Here is a 16,117-nt window from a genome sequence, read left to right on the forward strand (position 1 = left end):
CAAAAAAAGGGCGACAAAAATGTCGCCCTCATCATCAGCTTAACATCAATCCATTATTTGGAGATGTGAGCGATCAGATCCAGAACCTTGTTGGAATAACCAGTTTCGTTGTCGTACCAGGCAACCAGTTTCACGAAGCTGTCGCTCAGTGCGATACCGGCTTTGGCATCGAACACGGAAGTCAGAGTTTCGCCGTTGAAATCGGTAGAAACCACTTCGTCTTCGGTGTAGCCCAGCACGCCTTTCAGCTCGCCTTCAGAAGCGGCTTTGATAGCAGCACAGATTTCTTTGTAAGAAGCTGGTTTTGCCAGACGAGCAGTCAGGTCAACCACAGACACGTTCGGAGTTGGAACGCGGAACGCCATACCGGTCAGTTTGCCGTTCAGTTCTGGGATAACTTTACCTACTGCTTTAGCAGCGCCGGTAGAAGAAGGGATGATGTTCTGGGATGCGCCGCGGCCGCCGCGCCAGTCTTTGTGAGACGGGCCATCAACAGTTTTCTGAGTAGCGGTAGTTGCATGCACAGTGGTCATCAGCGCTTCAACGATACCGAAGTTGTCGTTGATAACTTTAGCCAGTGGTGCCAGGCAGTTGGTGGTACAAGAAGCGTTAGAAACGATTTCCTGACCAGCGTAAGATTTGTGGTTCACGCCCATAACGAACATAGGGGTGTCATCTTTGGATGGGCCAGTCAGAACAACTTTCTTAGCGCCTGCAGCGATGTGTTTACGTGCAGTTTCGTCAGTTAGGAACAGGCCAGTTGCTTCAGCAACGACGTCAACGTTGACTTCGTTCCACTTCAGGTTAGCCGGATCTCTTTCTGAGGTACAACGGATGGTTTTGCCGTTAACAACCAGGTGGCCGTCTTTAACTTCTACAGTGCCGTTGAAGCGGCCGTGAGTAGAGTCATATTTCAGCATGTAAGCCATGTACTCTGCGTCTAACAGGTCGTTGATTGCAACGATCTCGATGTCAGAACGTTCTTGAGCAGCACGAAACACAATGCGACCGATACGGCCAAAACCGTTGATACCTACTTTGATAGTCATATATTCCACCAGCTATTTGTTAGTGAATAAAAGGTTGCCTGTAAAATTACAAAAACCTTACCAAGCGTCAAGCGGAATCGTGTCAATTCTTGCTGCAAATCAAACCTGGAAGCCGGGTTTGAGTGCTTATTGCACATTCCGTTTGCGTTCGGCCTCATCCGTTATATGGGGTCAAACCGCTAAGTATAAAGTCAGCCCGTTTAAGATATGTGATCGGTGTCACATATTGTCATGGCGTGACCTTTATGGGCTACAGTTTAGGCCAAAAAGCGCTGCAGTGTTGTTAATTTTTTGTTATTATTACTCATTGTTTTCGTTGACATTATCCACATTCAGAGAAACGCACAAATGGCTAAAGAGACAACCCCTGACCATCCGGCCACGGAACTGAATGAAATCCAACGTTATGTCACTCAGGAACGTGGTACCGAGGCGCCGTATTCCGGCAAACTGCTGCACAACAAACGTGAGGGCGTGTACCATTGTCTGTGCTGCAACCATCCGCTGTTCTACTCCGACAGCAAGTATGACTCCGGCTGCGGCTGGCCGAGCTTCTATCAGCCGGTCTCTGACGATGCTATTCGTTATCTTGATGATAATACGCATAATATGCATCGCGTTGAGATCCGTTGTGGCCATTGCGACGCACACCTGGGGCATGTTTTCCCCGATGGCCCGCAGCCAACCGGTGAGCGTTTTTGCGTTAACTCGGCGTCGCTGAGCTTTACCGACGGTGAGAACGGCGACAAAACGGCCGGCTGACGGATTATTCAGTAAGAAAAATCGATTCAGCTAATTATTCTTCCGTGAGTGAGGAGATGCCCTGATGGACGTAAAAGATCTGATTGCCGCCATGACGCCGGAAATCTATCAGCGACTGGTGCTGGCCGTTGAGTTGGGCAAGTGGCCGGATGGCGTAGCGCTGACGCCGGAACAGAAAGAAAATAGCCTGCAGGCGGTGATGCTATGGCAGTCATTGCACAACGCTGACCCGCAGCATATGAGTATCGGCACCGACGGCCAGATTGTGATGAAGAGCAAGCAGGAGCTGAAACAGCAGTTCATTGCTGAACCGCTGGTCAAGTTAAAGCCGCAGTAAATCTGACAGCAGGGCGATGCGAGCATCGCCCTGCTGATTTATCGTTTCCCGCCGTTAATCCCCAGTGACTCCGCCAGTTGATGTGCCAAGCGGTTATTGTCGTCTGCGCCATATTCCCAGAACATCGCACCCCCCAACCCTTTGCTTTTGATGTAGTCAGCCTTGAGTTCAACCGAGCGTGGATTCTCGTACGAAATGGCAAACAGCGGCTTGCCCTCGGCGGATTTCATCGTCAGGTAGGGTACTTTGGCGTCACTGTCCCAATGGGCGGTGAAGCGCCGTTGCGGATCGTTCAGTAGTTTGCTGACGATATCGTTGTATTTGAAGTAGCTGTCTTTGGTCAGATCCAGCCCCATCTCTTTGAACACGGCGGTTTCGCGTGCGGTGAAGTAGGGCTGGGTGACCGGGTTTTTGGCCGCGTCCGGTTTATCCCAGTCAACGCCCGCTTCGGTTGCCCGTTTTGGCACCCGGCCATAGAAACCAATACCCAGATTTAACTGGGCTGGCTTCAACCCGGCCGCCAGATAGTTTTCCACCACAAAATTGGCGCTGTAACGATCGGCGGCGACGACGGTCGGCCACTGTTTGGAGTCATACAGGTTGGAGTTGAAGTATTGGGTACCGTACGCCATGTCGTAGGTCATCAGGTTGATGTAATCGAGGTAGGGCGCAATGCCTTTAACATCGACCCATTCCTGCGGGCTTTTCACATTGGCGCCGACGGCGATAGTCAGCAACTTGCCTTTATCCAGGGCTTTATGCAGCTCTGCCAGCAACAGCGTGAAGTTGGCGCGATCCGCCGGTTGGCTTTCGACCAGTCCCCAGGCGCCGTTAACCGGGTATTCCCAGTCGAGATCGATGCCGTCCAGATGATATTGCTTAATTACCTGCTGCACCGAACGGATAAACACCGCCCGGCTTTCCGGTGTGGCGGCCGCGCCGGAGAACCCGCGTGCGCCCCAGCCGCCAACGGACAGCAGCACTTTCAGTTCCGGATTCTGTTTACGCAGTACCGGCAACAGTTGCAGATCGGACATCACCTTGGGCGACAGATAAACTTGGTGCAGGCGAGCCGGATCTTTTAGCGCCGGGTTGGTTTCCTGTTTCTCGTCGTTGTAAATCAGGCCGAAAGAGTAATTGAGATGGGTAATTTGAGTGACGTCCAGCTTGTTGATATCGCCGCCAGGGCCGGCGGTAACGTCACCGCCGCCGTTGAAATAACCGACGGACAGGTAAGAAGCGGCGTGGGCCATGCCGGCGCCAGCCATACCAAGCTGTACCGCTACCAGTAAAGGCAGCAGTTTACGGGTTAATACCATGTAATCTCCTTTGGTCGACAAGGCCGACCGAAACCGCCTGAGGCGGTAACATAAAGCCGGGCTCAATCGGCCCCGGATGCGTATAACTTACTGATGCTAATGCATCAGCGGTCATAACAGCAAAAGCGACGCAGACGAACAAGATGTAATCACAGGAGAATGGTTGGAATGTGAGCGATGTCGAGGTTTGGAGCGAGGGAATGAAAATGGGCGCAACCCGCGCCCAAGGATATCAGCGTGCGATAAATTGTGACAGGGTAACGAGTTGTGCCCCGGCCTGTTGCATCGCCTGGAAGGCTTCCTGGCTGTCGTCGGGCTGTAAATTAACGCCGCGGCAGCCGTCGGTAATCACCGTAGTTTTGTACCCCAGCGCCAACGCATCCAGCACGCTGAATTTTACGCAGTAGTCGGTCGCCAACCCCATAATCGCCAGATGGCTAACCTGCTGCGCTTTCAGCCAGGTGTCCAACTCGGTGTGTGAGCGGTGGCCGTTGTCGAAGAAGGCGCTGTAGCTGTCGATAGCCGTATTTTGCCCTTTACGGAACACCGCGATAATGTCTCGCTGGTGTAATTGCGGATGAAACTCAGCACCTTGGCTTTCCTGTACGCAATGCACCGGCCACCACACCTGAGGTAAGCCTTCGAGTTCACCCAGGGTACCAACCTGCGCGTTGGCGTTTACCGCAAAGCTGCGGTGATTGGCGGGGTGCCAGTCCTGGCAAGCGACCACCGACTCACCGCGCGCGGTGCAGGCCGCTATTGCCTGATTGGCTGCGGTAATCACGGCATCACCGTCGGTTACCGCCAGTGCGCCGCCGGGGCAAAAGTCGTTTTGCAAATCGATAAGCAACAGGGCTGTTTTCATCGTCACTCCGTAGTGTGGAACAGGGTTAACCGCTGATACTCAGCTCACCGCGCAGATCTTGCTGCATCTGGCTGCGGATTTGTTCCGGCGTCAGCGGCTGGCTCAGCAGGTAATGCAGCTTGGTCAATGCGGCCTCGACCGTCATATCATAACCGCTGATGACGCCGGCATGGGCCAGCGCATTCCCAGTGGCGTAACCTTCCATGTTGACCCGGCCAGAGATGCACTGCGTCAGGTTGACCACCACAATGCCGCGATCAGAGGCATCGCGCAATTCATCCACCAGCTCCGCTTTTTGTGGCGCGTTGCCCACACCGTAAGAGCGCAGGATCAAGGCTTTCACCGGCTGTAGCAGGAAATTGCGCACGACCGCGCCAGAAATTCCTGGGTAAATTGTCACCACGCCAATCGGCTGCGGCGTAATGTCATGTACTTTGAGCTCACCGTTGCAGGCCGGGCTGTCGATACCGTTCTGGCGGCGAATATGAATACCGGCTTCCAGCAGCGGCGGCAGATTAGGGGAAGCAAAGGCATCGAAACCGTCAGCATGCGCCTTGGTGGTGCGGTTGCCGCGGAACAGCTTGTTGTTGAAGAACAGGCTGACCTCATTCACCGGATGGTTGGCCGCCAGATAAAGCGCGTTCAGCAGGTTGGTTTGGCCATCGGAGCGCAGTTCCGCCAGCGGGATTTGCGAACCGGTCACAATCACCGGTTTGGCCAGGTTTTCCAGCATGAACGACAGCGCCGAGGCAGTGAACGCCATGGTGTCGGTACCGTGCAGGATCACAAAGCCGTCATAGCGGTCGTAATTCAGTTTGATATCGTCGGCAATATGTTGCCAGTCTTCCGGCGTCATGTCGGAGGAGTCGATCAGCGGCGCATATTCATGAATGGTGAAGTCCGGCATTTCCGGCCGGTGGAATTCAGGCATCAAGGCCAGTTGGCGCTGCAAGTGACCGGAGACCGGAATGTAGCCGTGCTCAGAACGCTGCATGCCGATGGTCCCGCCGGTGTAGGCGACGTAAATCGATTTCTTTTGCATAGTGATTGTTTTAACAGAAATAAGATGGGCTGAATTATAGGGGGATAAGCGCAGAAAAAAAGCCCGGCGGGTGCCGGGCTGAGGATTAATTTGTTAGCGGACTTCTCCGCAGGTCAAACAAATGGCGTAGCGGTTTTGCGGATCGTTCAGGTTATTGAACAAACCCGGCTGCTCTTTGACCGCCATGGCCACCGACGCCAGCGGCGCAGGCAGCATGGACTGGATGGCCGCCGGCAGCATGGCGTGAATCGACACACCAAACTGGCTGAGCACCATGTCGGTCAGGCTTGGGGTATCGACAAACCAGTTAAGCTGCCACTGTTTCAACTGCGCCAGCTCGGCGGCTTTCTTCACCGCGTCGTCGAAGTCACCCAACTGATCGACCAACCCATTGGTCTTGGCATCGCTGCCCAACCACACGTGGCCCTGAGCAATCTGATCAACCTGCTGCGGTGTCATTTTGCGTGACTTGGCGACCAGGTCGATAAAGTTCTGGTAACCTTTTTCGATGTTCAACTGCATCATCTGCGAGAACTCTGGCGGCAGCGCCTTGGTGACGGCCAGATCCGCCAGTGGGGAGGTTGCCACACCGTCGGTATGCACGCCAATGCTGTCCAGCGTCTGCTCGTAGGTATTGATCACCCCGAAGATGCCGATGGAGCCGGTGAGGGTGCTCGGGCTGGCGATGATGTAGTCCGCCGGCGTAGAGACCCAATAGCCCCCTGAGGCAGCCATGCCACCCATGGAGACCACCACCGGTTTGCCGGCGGCACGTACCGCAGCCAACTCGGAGCGGATCACTTCAGAGGCACTGACGCTGCCCCCTGGGCTGTTGACCCGGAAAATCACCGCCTTGATGGCCGGATCCAGTCGCGCCTGACGCAGTTCTGCCGCGGTGGTATCGCCACCCACGGTGCCTGGCGTTTGCGGACCGTCCATGATCGCGCCGTTAGCGAAGATCACGGCGATTTTGCCGCCTTGATCCGGCGTCGGTTTCGGCTGATAGTCGTAGATGCTGGTCGCGTTGAAATCATTCGCCTGCTTGTCCCAACCGAAAGTCTTGATCAGTTGGTTCTCGATCACGGTGCGCGACGCCAGTTCATCGACCAGTTTGTTATCCAGCGCATACTTCGCCGTATCACCACCGGCAGCCTGCATACCGCTCAGCACGCCTGCAGCACCTGGGAACAGCTGCTGTGCGGTGATCTGACGGTTAGCCGCCACGGTATCCAGATAGTTCTGCCACAGCCCGCCAATCCAGCGGCTGTCGGCTTCACGGGCGGCCGGTGACATATCGTCACGGATCAAAGGTTCCACTGCGGATTTATACGTCCCGACGCGGAAGATGTTGGTGGTGACCTTGAGTTTTTCCAACAGCGACTTGTAGTAAAGGTTGTTGGTGGCAAAACCGTGCAGATCGACCGCGCCCTGCGGCGACAGGTAAACCTTGTTGGCGTAGCTGGCCAGATAATATTGCGTCTGGTTATAGCTGTCGCCGATGGCAAAGATCGGCTTGCCGCTGTCACGGAATTCACGCAGTGCTTTACCGATGTACTGCAGTGAAGGCTGGTCGGCACCGGCGAAGTCATTTAACTGCAATACCATGCCGGTAATGTTTTTGTCGTCTTTGGCCTTGCGGATGCTGTCAACCACGTCAAACAGGGAGTTTTCCTGCAGGCGGTTACTGGAAGCGCCCAGCAGTTCACGGCCCCATTGGCGTACCTTGTTGTTCATCGACGGCTGGTCAACTACCACGCCGCTCAGATCCACCAGCAACGCACCGCGGGTAGGGACGGCAGGGGTGGTGGCACTCTGGAATGAAAGATAAATACCGACCCCAACCAGGATCAGCAACACCAGGAACAAATTAAGGATCAGTTCCCTGATAAAGTTCAGCAGACGCCATGTCCACCTGAAAACGCCGGCAATGATTTGCCACAATGTGCGCATGTGCTCTCCAGCAAGAGTCGAGAATGTTCCGCTATCCTAATGAGCGGCTGAGGAAATGTCAGCTTTAAATCGTGGGTCACAGAGGCTAATGCCGAGGCTGTCACTCACCGTTTAGCTATGTTAACGTGATCGTAATGAAAATTGTTATCAGGAGTTTACGATGGATGCACTGGATCTTTTACTGAATCGCCGCTCTGCGTCACGCCTTGCGGCCCCTGCGCCGACGGATGAGGCGCGTCAGAATATCATCAATGCGGGCCTGCGGGCGCCCGATCATGGCGCGTTGCAGCCATGGCGGTTTGTGATGATTGAAAACCAGGGTCTGGAGCGTTTTAGCCAATTGTTACAAGCTGCTGCAAAGCAGGACGAGATGGACGAAGCCGCGATAGAAAAGGCGACAAAAGCGCCATTCCGTGCCCCATTGATCATCACCGTGGTGGCACACTGCACCGAAGAAACCAAGGTCCCCCGCTGGGAGCAGGTGGTTTCTGCCGGCTGTGCGGTACAGGCGATGCAGATGGCCGCACTGGCGCAGGGCTTCAATGGCATCTGGCGCACCGGTGCCTGGACCGAGCATCCTCTGGTGCGTGAAGCCTTTGGCTGCCGCGAGCAGGACGAAATTGTCGGCTTCCTGTATTTGGGCACCCCGCAGCTAAAAGCGTCCACCAAAGTGATTGCCCCAGACAGCACGCCTTTCGTCAGCTATTTCTGATCCCTGGCGCAGGCAGCGGCAAAATCGCACTAAATCCCGCCATTCTGTGTTGTTTCTGAGCAGGCTGTTCGGTTATCGACGGCCCGCTCTTACCATTCCCCTCGGCAAGCGCTACCCTATGCTATCTTGAATGCCGTTAACCGAAGGGAGTGGTATATGACATCGCCAGCGATCCGTTTAACCCAGTACAGCCATGGCGCCGGCTGCGGTTGTAAAATCTCACCGAAAGTTCTCGAAACTATTTTGCACAGCGAGCGGGAGAAGTTTGTCGATCCCCGCTTGCTGGTAGGTAATGAAACCCGCGACGATGCGGCGGTGTATGACATCGGCAACGGCGTTGGCATCATCAGCACCACCGACTTCTTTATGCCGATCGTCGATAACCCATTCGACTTCGGCCGTATCGCCGCCACCAATGCCATCAGCGACGTCTATGCCATGGGCGGTAAACCGATCATGGCGATTGCGATCCTCGGCTGGCCGATTGCCACGCTGCCAGCGGAAGTAGCACAGCAGGTGATCGACGGTGGGCGTTATGCCTGCCAGCAGGCGGGTATCGCGCTGGCGGGGGGCCACTCTATTGATGCGCCTGAGCCTATTTTTGGTCTGGCGGTCACCGGCATCGTCAACACCGACCGGGTGAAGAAAAACAGCGCTGCGCAGGCTGGGGCTAAATTATACCTGACCAAGCCATTGGGCATTGGCGTGCTGACCACCGCCGAGAAGAAAAGCAAATTGCTGCCGGAGCATGAAGGTCTGGCGACCGAAGTGATGTGCCAACTGAACAAACCGGGCACGGATTTTGCCGAAGTCGAAGGCGTGACGGCGATGACGGATGTCACCGGTTTCGGCCTGCTGGGCCATCTGAGCGAGGTTTGCCAGGGGTCAGGGCTACAGGCGACGGTATGGTTTGATCAGGTCCCTAAACTGCCTGACATCGAGCGTTATATTGCCGAAGGCTGCGTGCCTGGCGGCACCGGGCGCAACTTTGAAAGTTACGGCCATCTGGTTGGTGAAATGACCGACCTGCAGCGCCAATTGCTGTGCGATCCGCAAACCTCCGGCGGCTTGCTGTTGGCGGTGCTGCCGGCGGCAGAAGCGCAGGTGCAGGCGATTGCCGAGCGCCACGGCATTCAGCTTCAGGCTATCGGTGAATTGCATGCGGCCGTGCCGTCCAAACCCCTGATCGAGGTTGTCTAGTGTCAGCCTCGAGGGAACGGGAAGACACCCAGGACTACCGCCGTATTTTTTTGCAGGATATCCCGCTGATTGATGTGCGCGCGCCGGTTGAGTTTCAGCAAGGTGCGTTCGACAATGCGCTGAATCTGCCGCTAATGAACGACGATGAGCGGCAGGCCGTCGGCACCTGTTACAAACAGCAGGGGCAGCAGGCGGCGATTGCGCTGGGTCATAGCCTGGTTAATGGCAGGTTGCGCGAGCAGCGCACGGCGGCCTGGCTGGCGCAATGTGCCCAATGGCCGCAAGGCTATATTTATTGCTTTCGCGGCGGGTTGCGTTCACAGCTGGTGCAGCAGTGGCTGCGTGAGGCTGGCGTAGTCTATCCGCGCATCACTGGCGGCTACAAAGCGCTGCGTAATTTCCTGCTCACCACGCTGGAGCAGAGTGCCGAACTGCCGATGGTGCTGATCGGCGGCAATACCGGCAGTGGTAAAACTCTGCTGGTCAATGAGCTGGCCGACGGCATCGATCTGGAGGGTGCGGCACACCACCGCGGTTCATCTTTTGGCCGAACGCTGGTGGATCAAAGCGCTCAGATAGATTTTGAGAATCGTCTGGCTGTGTTATTGCTGAAAAAACAGCATGGTGGCTGCCGCCGTTGGGTGCTGGAGGACGAAGGGCGCATTATTGGCAGTAACAACCTGCCGTTACCGATCTTCAACCGCATGCAGCAGGCACCTGTAGCGGTGATAGACGATCCCTTTGAGGTGCGTCTGGCACGGCTGCAGCAAGAATATATCGATCGGATGCGTATTGAGTTTGAACAGGCTTACGGTGCGCAGCTGGGCTGGCAGAAATACGATGAGTATCTGCATCACGGCCTGTTTGCTATTCGCCGTCGCCTGGGGCTTGAACGTTTCCAACTGCTGACGCAACGTCTGGAATGGGCGCTACAGGGCCAGCAAACCACTGGGAATAGTGACGAGCATCAGGCGTGGCTGGTGCCGTTGTTGCAGCACTACTACGATCCGATGTATCACTACCAATTGGAAAAGAAATCCCAGCGGATTGTGTTCCGTGGGAATTATGCTGAAGTAAGAGAATTCCTGATGACGTACAGCCAGAATAACGGTGAATAATGCGACTGTTTATTGCCGAGAAACCGAGTTTGGCGCGCGCCATTGCCGACGTCCTTCCCAAGCCGCATCGTCGCGGCGACGGATTTATCGCCTGCGGTAACAACGATGTGGTGACCTGGTGTGTGGGCCACTTATTAGAACAGGCGCAGCCGGATGCCTACGACAGCCGTTATGCGCGTTGGTCGCTGGCGGATCTGCCGATCATCCCTGAAAAGTGGCAGTTGCAGCCGCGTCCGTCGGTCAGCAAGCAGCTTAATGCCATCAAAAAGCTGCTGCACGAGGCCGATGAAGTGGTGCATGCCGGTGACCCGGATCGCGAAGGGCAATTGCTGGTGGACGAGGTGCTGGATTACCTGGCGTTGTCGCCGGAAAAACGCCACAGCGTCCGCCGTTGTCTGATTAACGATCTCAACCCGCAGGCGGTAGAACGCGCCATTGAACGGCTGCGTGATAATCGCGACTTTATCCCCTTGTGTGTCTCTGCTCTGGCGCGCTCCCGCGCAGACTGGCTGTATGGCATCAACATGACCCGCGCTTACACCATTTTGGGGCGCAATGCCGGGTATGACGGTGTGTTGTCGGTAGGGCGGGTGCAGACGCCGGTGCTGGGGTTGGTGGTACGGCGTGACGAGGATATTGAAAACTTCGTCTCGAAGGACTTCTTCGAAGTTAAAGCGCACATTGTGACGCCCAAAGATGAGCGTTTTGTCGCTCTGTGGCAACCCAGTGACTCCTGCGAGCCTTATCAGGACGAGGAGGGACGCCTGCTGCACCGGTCGTTGGCAGAACACGTGCTCAAACGCATCGAGGGCCAACCGGCGCTGGTCACGTCTTATAATGATAAGCGTGAATCAGATACCGCCCCCTTGCCGTTTTCACTGTCGACCTTGCAGATTGAGGCTTCCAAACGCTTCAACCTGAGCGCGCAGCAGGTGCTGGACGTCTGCCAGCGGCTGTATGAAACCCATAAATTGATTACCTATCCGCGTTCTGACAGCCGCTACCTACCGGAAGAGCACTTTGCCGGACGTCATTCGGTGCTGAACGCCATCAGTGTTCATCAGCCGGATCTTTATCCGCAGCCGGTGATCGACAGCGATCGCCGTAACCGTTGCTGGGACGACAAGAAGGTGGATGCCCACCACGCCATTATCCCGACTGCCCGCGCCAGTAAGGTCAGCCTCAGCCAGGACGAACTGAACGTTTACGGCTTGGTTGCGCGACAATACCTGATGCAATTCTGCCCGGATGCCATGTTCCGCAAGTGCGTGATTGAGCTGGATATCGCCGGGGGCAAGTTTATCGCCAAGGCGCGTTTTCTGGCGGAAGCCGGGTGGCGAACGCTGTTGGGCAGTAAAGAGCGTGATGAGGAAAACGAAGGTTCTCCGTTGCCGGTGGTGGCGAAAGATGACGAGCTATTGTGTGAGCGCGGGGAGGTGGTTGAGCGTCAGACACAACCGCCAAGGCCGTTCACCGATGCCAGCCTGCTTTCCGCCATGACCGGGATTGCGCGTTTTGTTCAGGATAAAGCGCTAAAGAAAATCCTGCGAGCGACCGATGGTTTAGGGACCGAGGCCACGCGCGCAGGGATCATCGAATTACTGTTCAAGCGGGCGTTTTTGTATAAAAAAGGGCGTTATATTCATTCCAGTGAAACCGGTCGGGCGTTGATCCATTCGCTGCCGGATATTGCCGCCCGTCCTGATATGACGGCCAACTGGGAAGCCACGCTGACGCAAATCAGTGAGAAATCCTGTCGCTATCAGGACTTTATGCAACCTCTGGTAGGCACTTTGCAGGAGCTGATTTATCAGGCCAAGCAGAGCCGGGCGAGTATGGCGTTTCGCGGGTTGCCGCCGTCACCTTCAGCCGGTGCGAAAAAACGCAAGAAAAGCGCCGGTAAGGCGCGGGAGAAGAGCGAATGAATTATGGCTTACTGATGCTGGCCAGCGGCGCGTTGCTGTTTTGTTCCACGGCGATGGCCAATCGTGGTGACGTGGATGTGGTGGTGCCGGTGTCGCCGGAAATCTGGGGGGCAGCAAAAAATGCCGCTGCCCAGCCCTCCGCGCAGCCTTGCAGTCGCTGCTGTATCTATCAGGATCAAAACTATTCTGAAGGGGCGGTGCTCAAGGTGGAAGGGGAAGCGTTGCAGTGCGTACGCGACCCCAACGTGGTGGGGACTAACCCGTTGATCTGGGTGCGTCTGAAGAAGTGACGTTGTAACTCAGACCTTCGCCCGCTGTGCGGCGATATAGGCAGTTAATAGCGGTACGTCCGCCGGGGCCAGGGGATAGTCAAACGCCTGCTCCGGCGCTAACCAAACAAAGTCCGAATGGCAGCGGTTTTGTAATTCACCGCTGAAGGTTGCTACCCGCCAGGCATGCAAGCGAATAATGCGCTCGCTTTGCTGCCACTGGTTACTGGCGACATAACTCCCCACACTGGCTACAATCCCCAACTCTTCATCCAGTTCACGCGCCAGCGCCTGTGGTTGGCTCTCGCCTGCCTCGACCTTACCGCCGGGAAACTCCCACAGCCCAGCCTGATCGCTGTCGGCATCACGTTGTGCCAGAAGAATTTTGCCATTTTTTTCAATGATGGCGGCGACGACATCGATAATTTTCATACGTACCACATAGCAAAACCCCGGCGGTGCCGGGGTTGGGTAAATTACAGTGAGAACTCTGCCCAGACCGGGGCGTGATCCGAAGGTTTTTCCATCCCGCGGATCTGATAATCGATGCCAGTCGCGGTGCAGCGTGCGGCCAATGGCGTGCTGGCTAACAACAGGTCGATGCGCAAGCCCCGGTTTTCATCGAATCCACGTGAACGGTAGTCGAACCACGAGAATTCATCGTTACGTTCCGGGTTCGCATGGCGGTAGGTATCCACCAGACCCCAGTTCATCAGGCGATCCATCCATTCGCGCTCTTCCGGCAGGAAGGAGCACTTACCGGTACGCAGCCAGCGCTTGCGGCTTTCTTCACCGATACCGATGTCGTAATCGCTTGGGCTGATATTTACGTCACCCATCACCAGTACCGGTGAGTCCACCGACATTTGCTGCTCCAGGTAGTTTTGCAAATCCTGGTAGAAGCGCGTCTTGGCTGGGAATTTGATCGGATGGTCACGGCTTTCACCCTGTGGGAAATAGCCGTTGATTACCGTCAGTGTCCCTTGGGGTGTCGCCAGATCGGCCATGATGATGCGGCGCTGTGCGTCTTCATCATCGGTCGGGAAACCACGGCGTACGGCAAGCGGTTTTTCTTTGGTTAGCAGTGCCACGCCATAGTGGCCTTTTTGGCCATGGTAGAACACGTGATAACCGTGCTGACTGACTTCTTCCAGCGGGAACATGTCATCGTGAACTTTCGTTTCCTGCAGGCCGATGACGTCGGGCTGATGCTGTTCAATGATGGCGGCCAGCTGGTGCGGACGCGCACGCAGTCCATTGATATTAAAAGAGACAAACTTCATGAGCGGTGCCGTTTTTACAAGAAAAATGTGTTGAGATAGTAGCAGAGTTTGGCCAGAAATGTAACGCAGGCCAGCGGCAACGGCCGCCGGCGGCAAGCAGAGTTATTTTGCCCAGCGGTCGTAATTCTTCGGTTGATAGTCGTCGAATTGCTGCAGCAAGGTTTGCGCTGAATCGCTGATGTGCATGGTGCCGAGGTAGTCATGGCGCATAAAGCCTTGATCGGCCACGTGCTGCAGGAAACTGTTTAACGGGCGATAAAAACCGTTCACGTCCAGCAGGCCAACCGGTTTGCTGTGATAGCCGATCTGACCCCAGGTCCAGATTTCAAACAGTTCTTCCAGCGTACCTATGCCGCCAGGCAAGGCAATGAATCCATCTGCCAGCGCCGCCATGCGTGCCTTACGGGTGTGCATATCAGGTACCACTTCCAACTCCGTCAGGCCCCGGTGCGCGGTTTCTGCTTCGACCAGGCGCTCAGGAATGATGCCCACGGCCTCACCACCGGCGGCGAGGACCGCATCCGCCACAATGCCCATTAATCCTTTTTTACCGCCGCCATAGATTAGACGCCGACCCTGAGCGGCCAACGTCTGACCCAATTGCCGTGCATTCTCGGCATAAGCAGGATTGACGCCTTCGCTGGCACCACAAAAAACGCAGATATTGTTACGCATGCACTTTCTTCCTTACTGCATTAAAGAAGTCAGTGGTATAGCGAATTGTGGGCCGGAGTTCAAGTTGAGGATGCGCTAAAGGGTTAGGGGAATTGATAAATGAGAGATCTGCAAGATAGAGCGGATTTGGTGTTTGATTTAATACTGGGGGACATACAAGGATGGTGGTGGGGGAAGGATTATTCGTCGCGGTGCGACTCACCCTTCGGGCCGCGCTGAAGCGCGTTGTCTCATTGCATGAGACTCGAACCTGTCGAAGCTTCTCATCCCTCCCGGTAAGGAGTGATGTGGTACTTTCAAGTTTGATTTAATACTAGGGGAACATACAAGGATGGTGGTGGGGGAAGGATTCGAACCTTCGAAGTCTGTGACGGCAGATTTACAGTCTGCTCCCTTTGGCCGCTCGGGAACCCCACCATGGTATTCATGGTTTACAAATTGTAGTTCCGGTTTGAACCGGAAGAAACCTGGCCGGTTTCTTTACTGCGACTTCACTCTTAACAGAGAGAAGATGGTGGTGGGGGAAGGATTCGAACCTTCGAAGTCTGTGACGGCAGATTTACAGTCTGCTCCCTTTGGCCGCTCGGGAACCCCACCACTGGCCTTGCTTGCGAAACATCTGTCTCGGTAAGCGGGGCGCATCATATCAAATGAAACGGGCGTGTAAAGTATTGAAATGCAGAAAATGAATCGTTTGCCGATTTTTTACTCGCGGCGGTGCATCCCTGAACGAAAGGCACCGCTTTATTGAGCAATTACAGAATAACCGTCCGGTTGCCGTAAACAAATACCCGCTGCGCCAGCACATGGTACAGCGCGCGGCTGAGTGCGTTTTTCTCAACGTCACGTCCGGCACGCATCATATCGTCAGCAGAATAGGTGTGATCGACATGGATCACGTCCTGCATGATGATGGGGCCTTCATCCAAATTATCGTTAACGTAGTGGGCGGTAGCGCCGATGATTTTCACACCGCGTTCGTAAGCCTGATGATAAGGACGAGCACCGATAAACGCCGGCAGGAACGAGTGATGGATATTGATCACCTGATTCGGGTAGTGCTGGACGAATGCCGGCGTCAACACCCGCATATACTTGGCCAATACCACGTAGTCCGGTTGATACTGATCGATCTGGGCCATCATTTTCTGATCGTGCTGATCGCGCGTCAGGCCTTCATGGCTGACCAGGTGGAACGGAATATCGAAACGCTCGACCAGCGTTTGCAAGGTATCATGGTTGCCGATAACCGCCGCGATTTCCACATCCAGGCCGCCATAGGCGCTTTTCATCAACAGGTCGCCCAGGCAATGTGCTTCCTTAGTGACCAGCACCACAATGCGACGACGGCCAGAGTTATGCAGTTCGCGAACCGAGCCCACCGGCAGCGCGCTGTCGAGATCTGCCAGCAGTGTGGTGTCGTTGAAAATGCCTTCCAGTTCGGTACGCATAAAGAAACGGCCGGTGCGGTGATCAACGAACTCATTGTTTTGAATAATGTTGAGTTCATGCTTGTAACAAATATTGGTGATCTTGGCGATCAGGCCTTTGGCATCCGGACAAATGGTGCGCAAAACTTTTCTTTGTACATTTTGGTGTGGCATGGGAGTG

At 55.2% G+C, this 16,117-nt stretch carries 16 protein-coding genes, 2 tRNA genes and 1 other RNA gene; 7 read left to right on the forward strand and 12 right to left on the reverse strand.

The window, feature by feature from the left end:
- Positions 1-53: 53 nt before the first annotated feature.
- Positions 54-1,049 carry a glyceraldehyde-3-phosphate dehydrogenase gene (gapA, locus tag OC597_RS08555; RefSeq protein WP_085117105.1) on the reverse strand — a complete coding sequence of 332 codons (996 nt, stop codon included), beginning with the start codon at positions 1,047-1,049 and terminating at the stop codon, positions 54-56.
- A 348-nt stretch (positions 1,050-1,397) separates the two neighbouring features.
- On the opposite strand from gapA, the gene msrB reads away from it, so the two are divergent.
- Both msrB and OC597_RS08565 read left to right on the forward strand, forming a co-directional pair.
- Entirely contained in the window at positions 1,398-1,811 is a 414-nt protein-coding gene (gene msrB / locus OC597_RS08560) for a peptide-methionine (R)-S-oxide reductase MsrB (RefSeq protein WP_099064226.1), read from the forward strand.
- Positions 1,812-1,875: 64 nt separating this feature from the next.
- Positions 1,876-2,148 (forward strand): YeaC family protein, encoded by a 273-nt coding sequence (locus OC597_RS08565; RefSeq protein ID WP_012145451.1) that lies wholly within the window; start codon positions 1,876-1,878, stop codon positions 2,146-2,148.
- Between the two features lie 38 nt (positions 2,149-2,186).
- On the opposite strand, the gene chiD is transcribed toward OC597_RS08565, so the two are convergent.
- The 4 genes from chiD to sppA form a co-directional block, all read right to left on the reverse strand.
- Positions 2,187-3,467, reverse strand: a complete 1,281-nt coding sequence (gene chiD, locus OC597_RS08570) for a chitinase ChiD (RefSeq protein ID WP_262208374.1) — start codon at positions 3,465-3,467, stop codon at positions 2,187-2,189.
- 232 nt (positions 3,468-3,699) lie between these two features.
- Complete coding sequence (pncA, locus tag OC597_RS08575; RefSeq protein WP_261424091.1) at positions 3,700-4,332, reverse strand: bifunctional nicotinamidase/pyrazinamidase; 633 nt, start codon at positions 4,330-4,332, stop codon at positions 3,700-3,702.
- Between the two features lie 25 nt (positions 4,333-4,357).
- Positions 4,358-5,374, reverse strand: coding sequence for an asparaginase (gene ansA / locus OC597_RS08580; protein ID WP_261256586.1), 1,017 nt, complete (start codon positions 5,372-5,374; stop codon positions 4,358-4,360).
- A gap of 93 nt (positions 5,375-5,467) precedes the next feature.
- Positions 5,468-7,324 (reverse strand): signal peptide peptidase SppA, encoded by a 1,857-nt coding sequence (gene sppA / locus OC597_RS08585; RefSeq protein WP_012145447.1) that lies wholly within the window; start codon positions 7,322-7,324, stop codon positions 5,468-5,470.
- A 160-nt stretch (positions 7,325-7,484) separates the two neighbouring features.
- Here sppA and OC597_RS08590 point away from each other — a divergent pair, with 160 nt between their 5' ends.
- The 5 genes from OC597_RS08590 to OC597_RS08610 all read left to right on the forward strand — a co-directional run bounded on the left by OC597_RS08590 (position 7,485) and on the right by OC597_RS08610 (position 12,569).
- Positions 7,485-8,036, forward strand: a complete 552-nt coding sequence (locus OC597_RS08590) for an NAD(P)H nitroreductase (protein WP_085117099.1) — start codon at positions 7,485-7,487, stop codon at positions 8,034-8,036.
- 156 nt (positions 8,037-8,192) lie between these two features.
- A complete protein-coding gene (selD, locus tag OC597_RS08595; RefSeq protein WP_261256587.1) occupies positions 8,193-9,236 on the forward strand; it encodes a selenide, water dikinase SelD in 1,044 nt (347 codons plus the stop codon).
- Positions 9,236-10,354, forward strand: a complete 1,119-nt coding sequence (gene mnmH / locus OC597_RS08600; protein ID WP_261424089.1) for a tRNA 2-selenouridine(34) synthase MnmH — start codon at positions 9,236-9,238, stop codon at positions 10,352-10,354. The genes selD and mnmH overlap by 1 nt, the downstream gene beginning before the upstream one ends.
- A complete protein-coding gene (locus tag OC597_RS08605; RefSeq protein ID WP_085117096.1) occupies positions 10,354-12,279 on the forward strand; it encodes a DNA topoisomerase III in 1,926 nt (641 codons plus the stop codon). The genes mnmH and OC597_RS08605 overlap by 1 nt, the downstream gene beginning before the upstream one ends.
- The gene (locus OC597_RS08610) at positions 12,276-12,569 is read left to right on the forward strand and encodes a DUF1496 domain-containing protein (protein ID WP_261424087.1); all 294 of its coding nucleotides are present in this window, start codon (positions 12,276-12,278) and stop codon (positions 12,567-12,569) included. Before OC597_RS08605 ends, OC597_RS08610 begins: the two co-directional genes overlap by 4 nt.
- 9 nt (positions 12,570-12,578) lie before the next feature.
- On the opposite strand, the gene OC597_RS08615 is transcribed toward OC597_RS08610, so the two are convergent.
- The 7 genes from OC597_RS08615 to purU all read right to left on the reverse strand — a co-directional run bounded on the left by OC597_RS08615 (position 12,579) and on the right by purU (position 16,110).
- A complete protein-coding gene (locus OC597_RS08615) occupies positions 12,579-12,980 on the reverse strand; it encodes a pyrimidine (deoxy)nucleoside triphosphate diphosphatase (RefSeq protein ID WP_261256594.1) in 402 nt (133 codons plus the stop codon).
- Between the two features lie 44 nt (positions 12,981-13,024).
- Positions 13,025-13,831, reverse strand: a complete 807-nt coding sequence (gene xthA, locus OC597_RS08620; RefSeq protein WP_085117093.1) for an exodeoxyribonuclease III — start codon at positions 13,829-13,831, stop codon at positions 13,025-13,027.
- A gap of 102 nt (positions 13,832-13,933) precedes the next feature.
- Positions 13,934-14,506, reverse strand: a complete 573-nt coding sequence (locus OC597_RS08625) for an LOG family protein (protein ID WP_261256597.1) — start codon at positions 14,504-14,506, stop codon at positions 13,934-13,936.
- 162 nt (positions 14,507-14,668) lie between these two features.
- A non-coding RNA gene (locus OC597_RS08630) (RtT sRNA) lies at positions 14,669-14,794 on the reverse strand.
- A gap of 44 nt (positions 14,795-14,838) precedes the next feature.
- Positions 14,839-14,923 (reverse strand) — tRNA-Tyr (locus OC597_RS08635).
- Positions 14,924-15,018: 95 nt separating this feature from the next.
- Positions 15,019-15,103: transfer RNA gene (locus OC597_RS08640), tRNA-Tyr, on the reverse strand.
- Positions 15,104-15,261: 158 nt separating this feature from the next.
- The gene (gene purU, locus OC597_RS08645; protein ID WP_085117091.1) at positions 15,262-16,110 is read right to left on the reverse strand and encodes a formyltetrahydrofolate deformylase; all 849 of its coding nucleotides are present in this window, start codon (positions 16,108-16,110) and stop codon (positions 15,262-15,264) included.
- Positions 16,111-16,117: the final 7 nt, after the last annotated feature.

This window comes from Serratia proteamaculans, from assembly GCF_946227095.1.
Taxonomy (GTDB): Bacteria; Pseudomonadota; Gammaproteobacteria; order Enterobacterales; family Enterobacteriaceae; genus Serratia; species Serratia proteamaculans_E.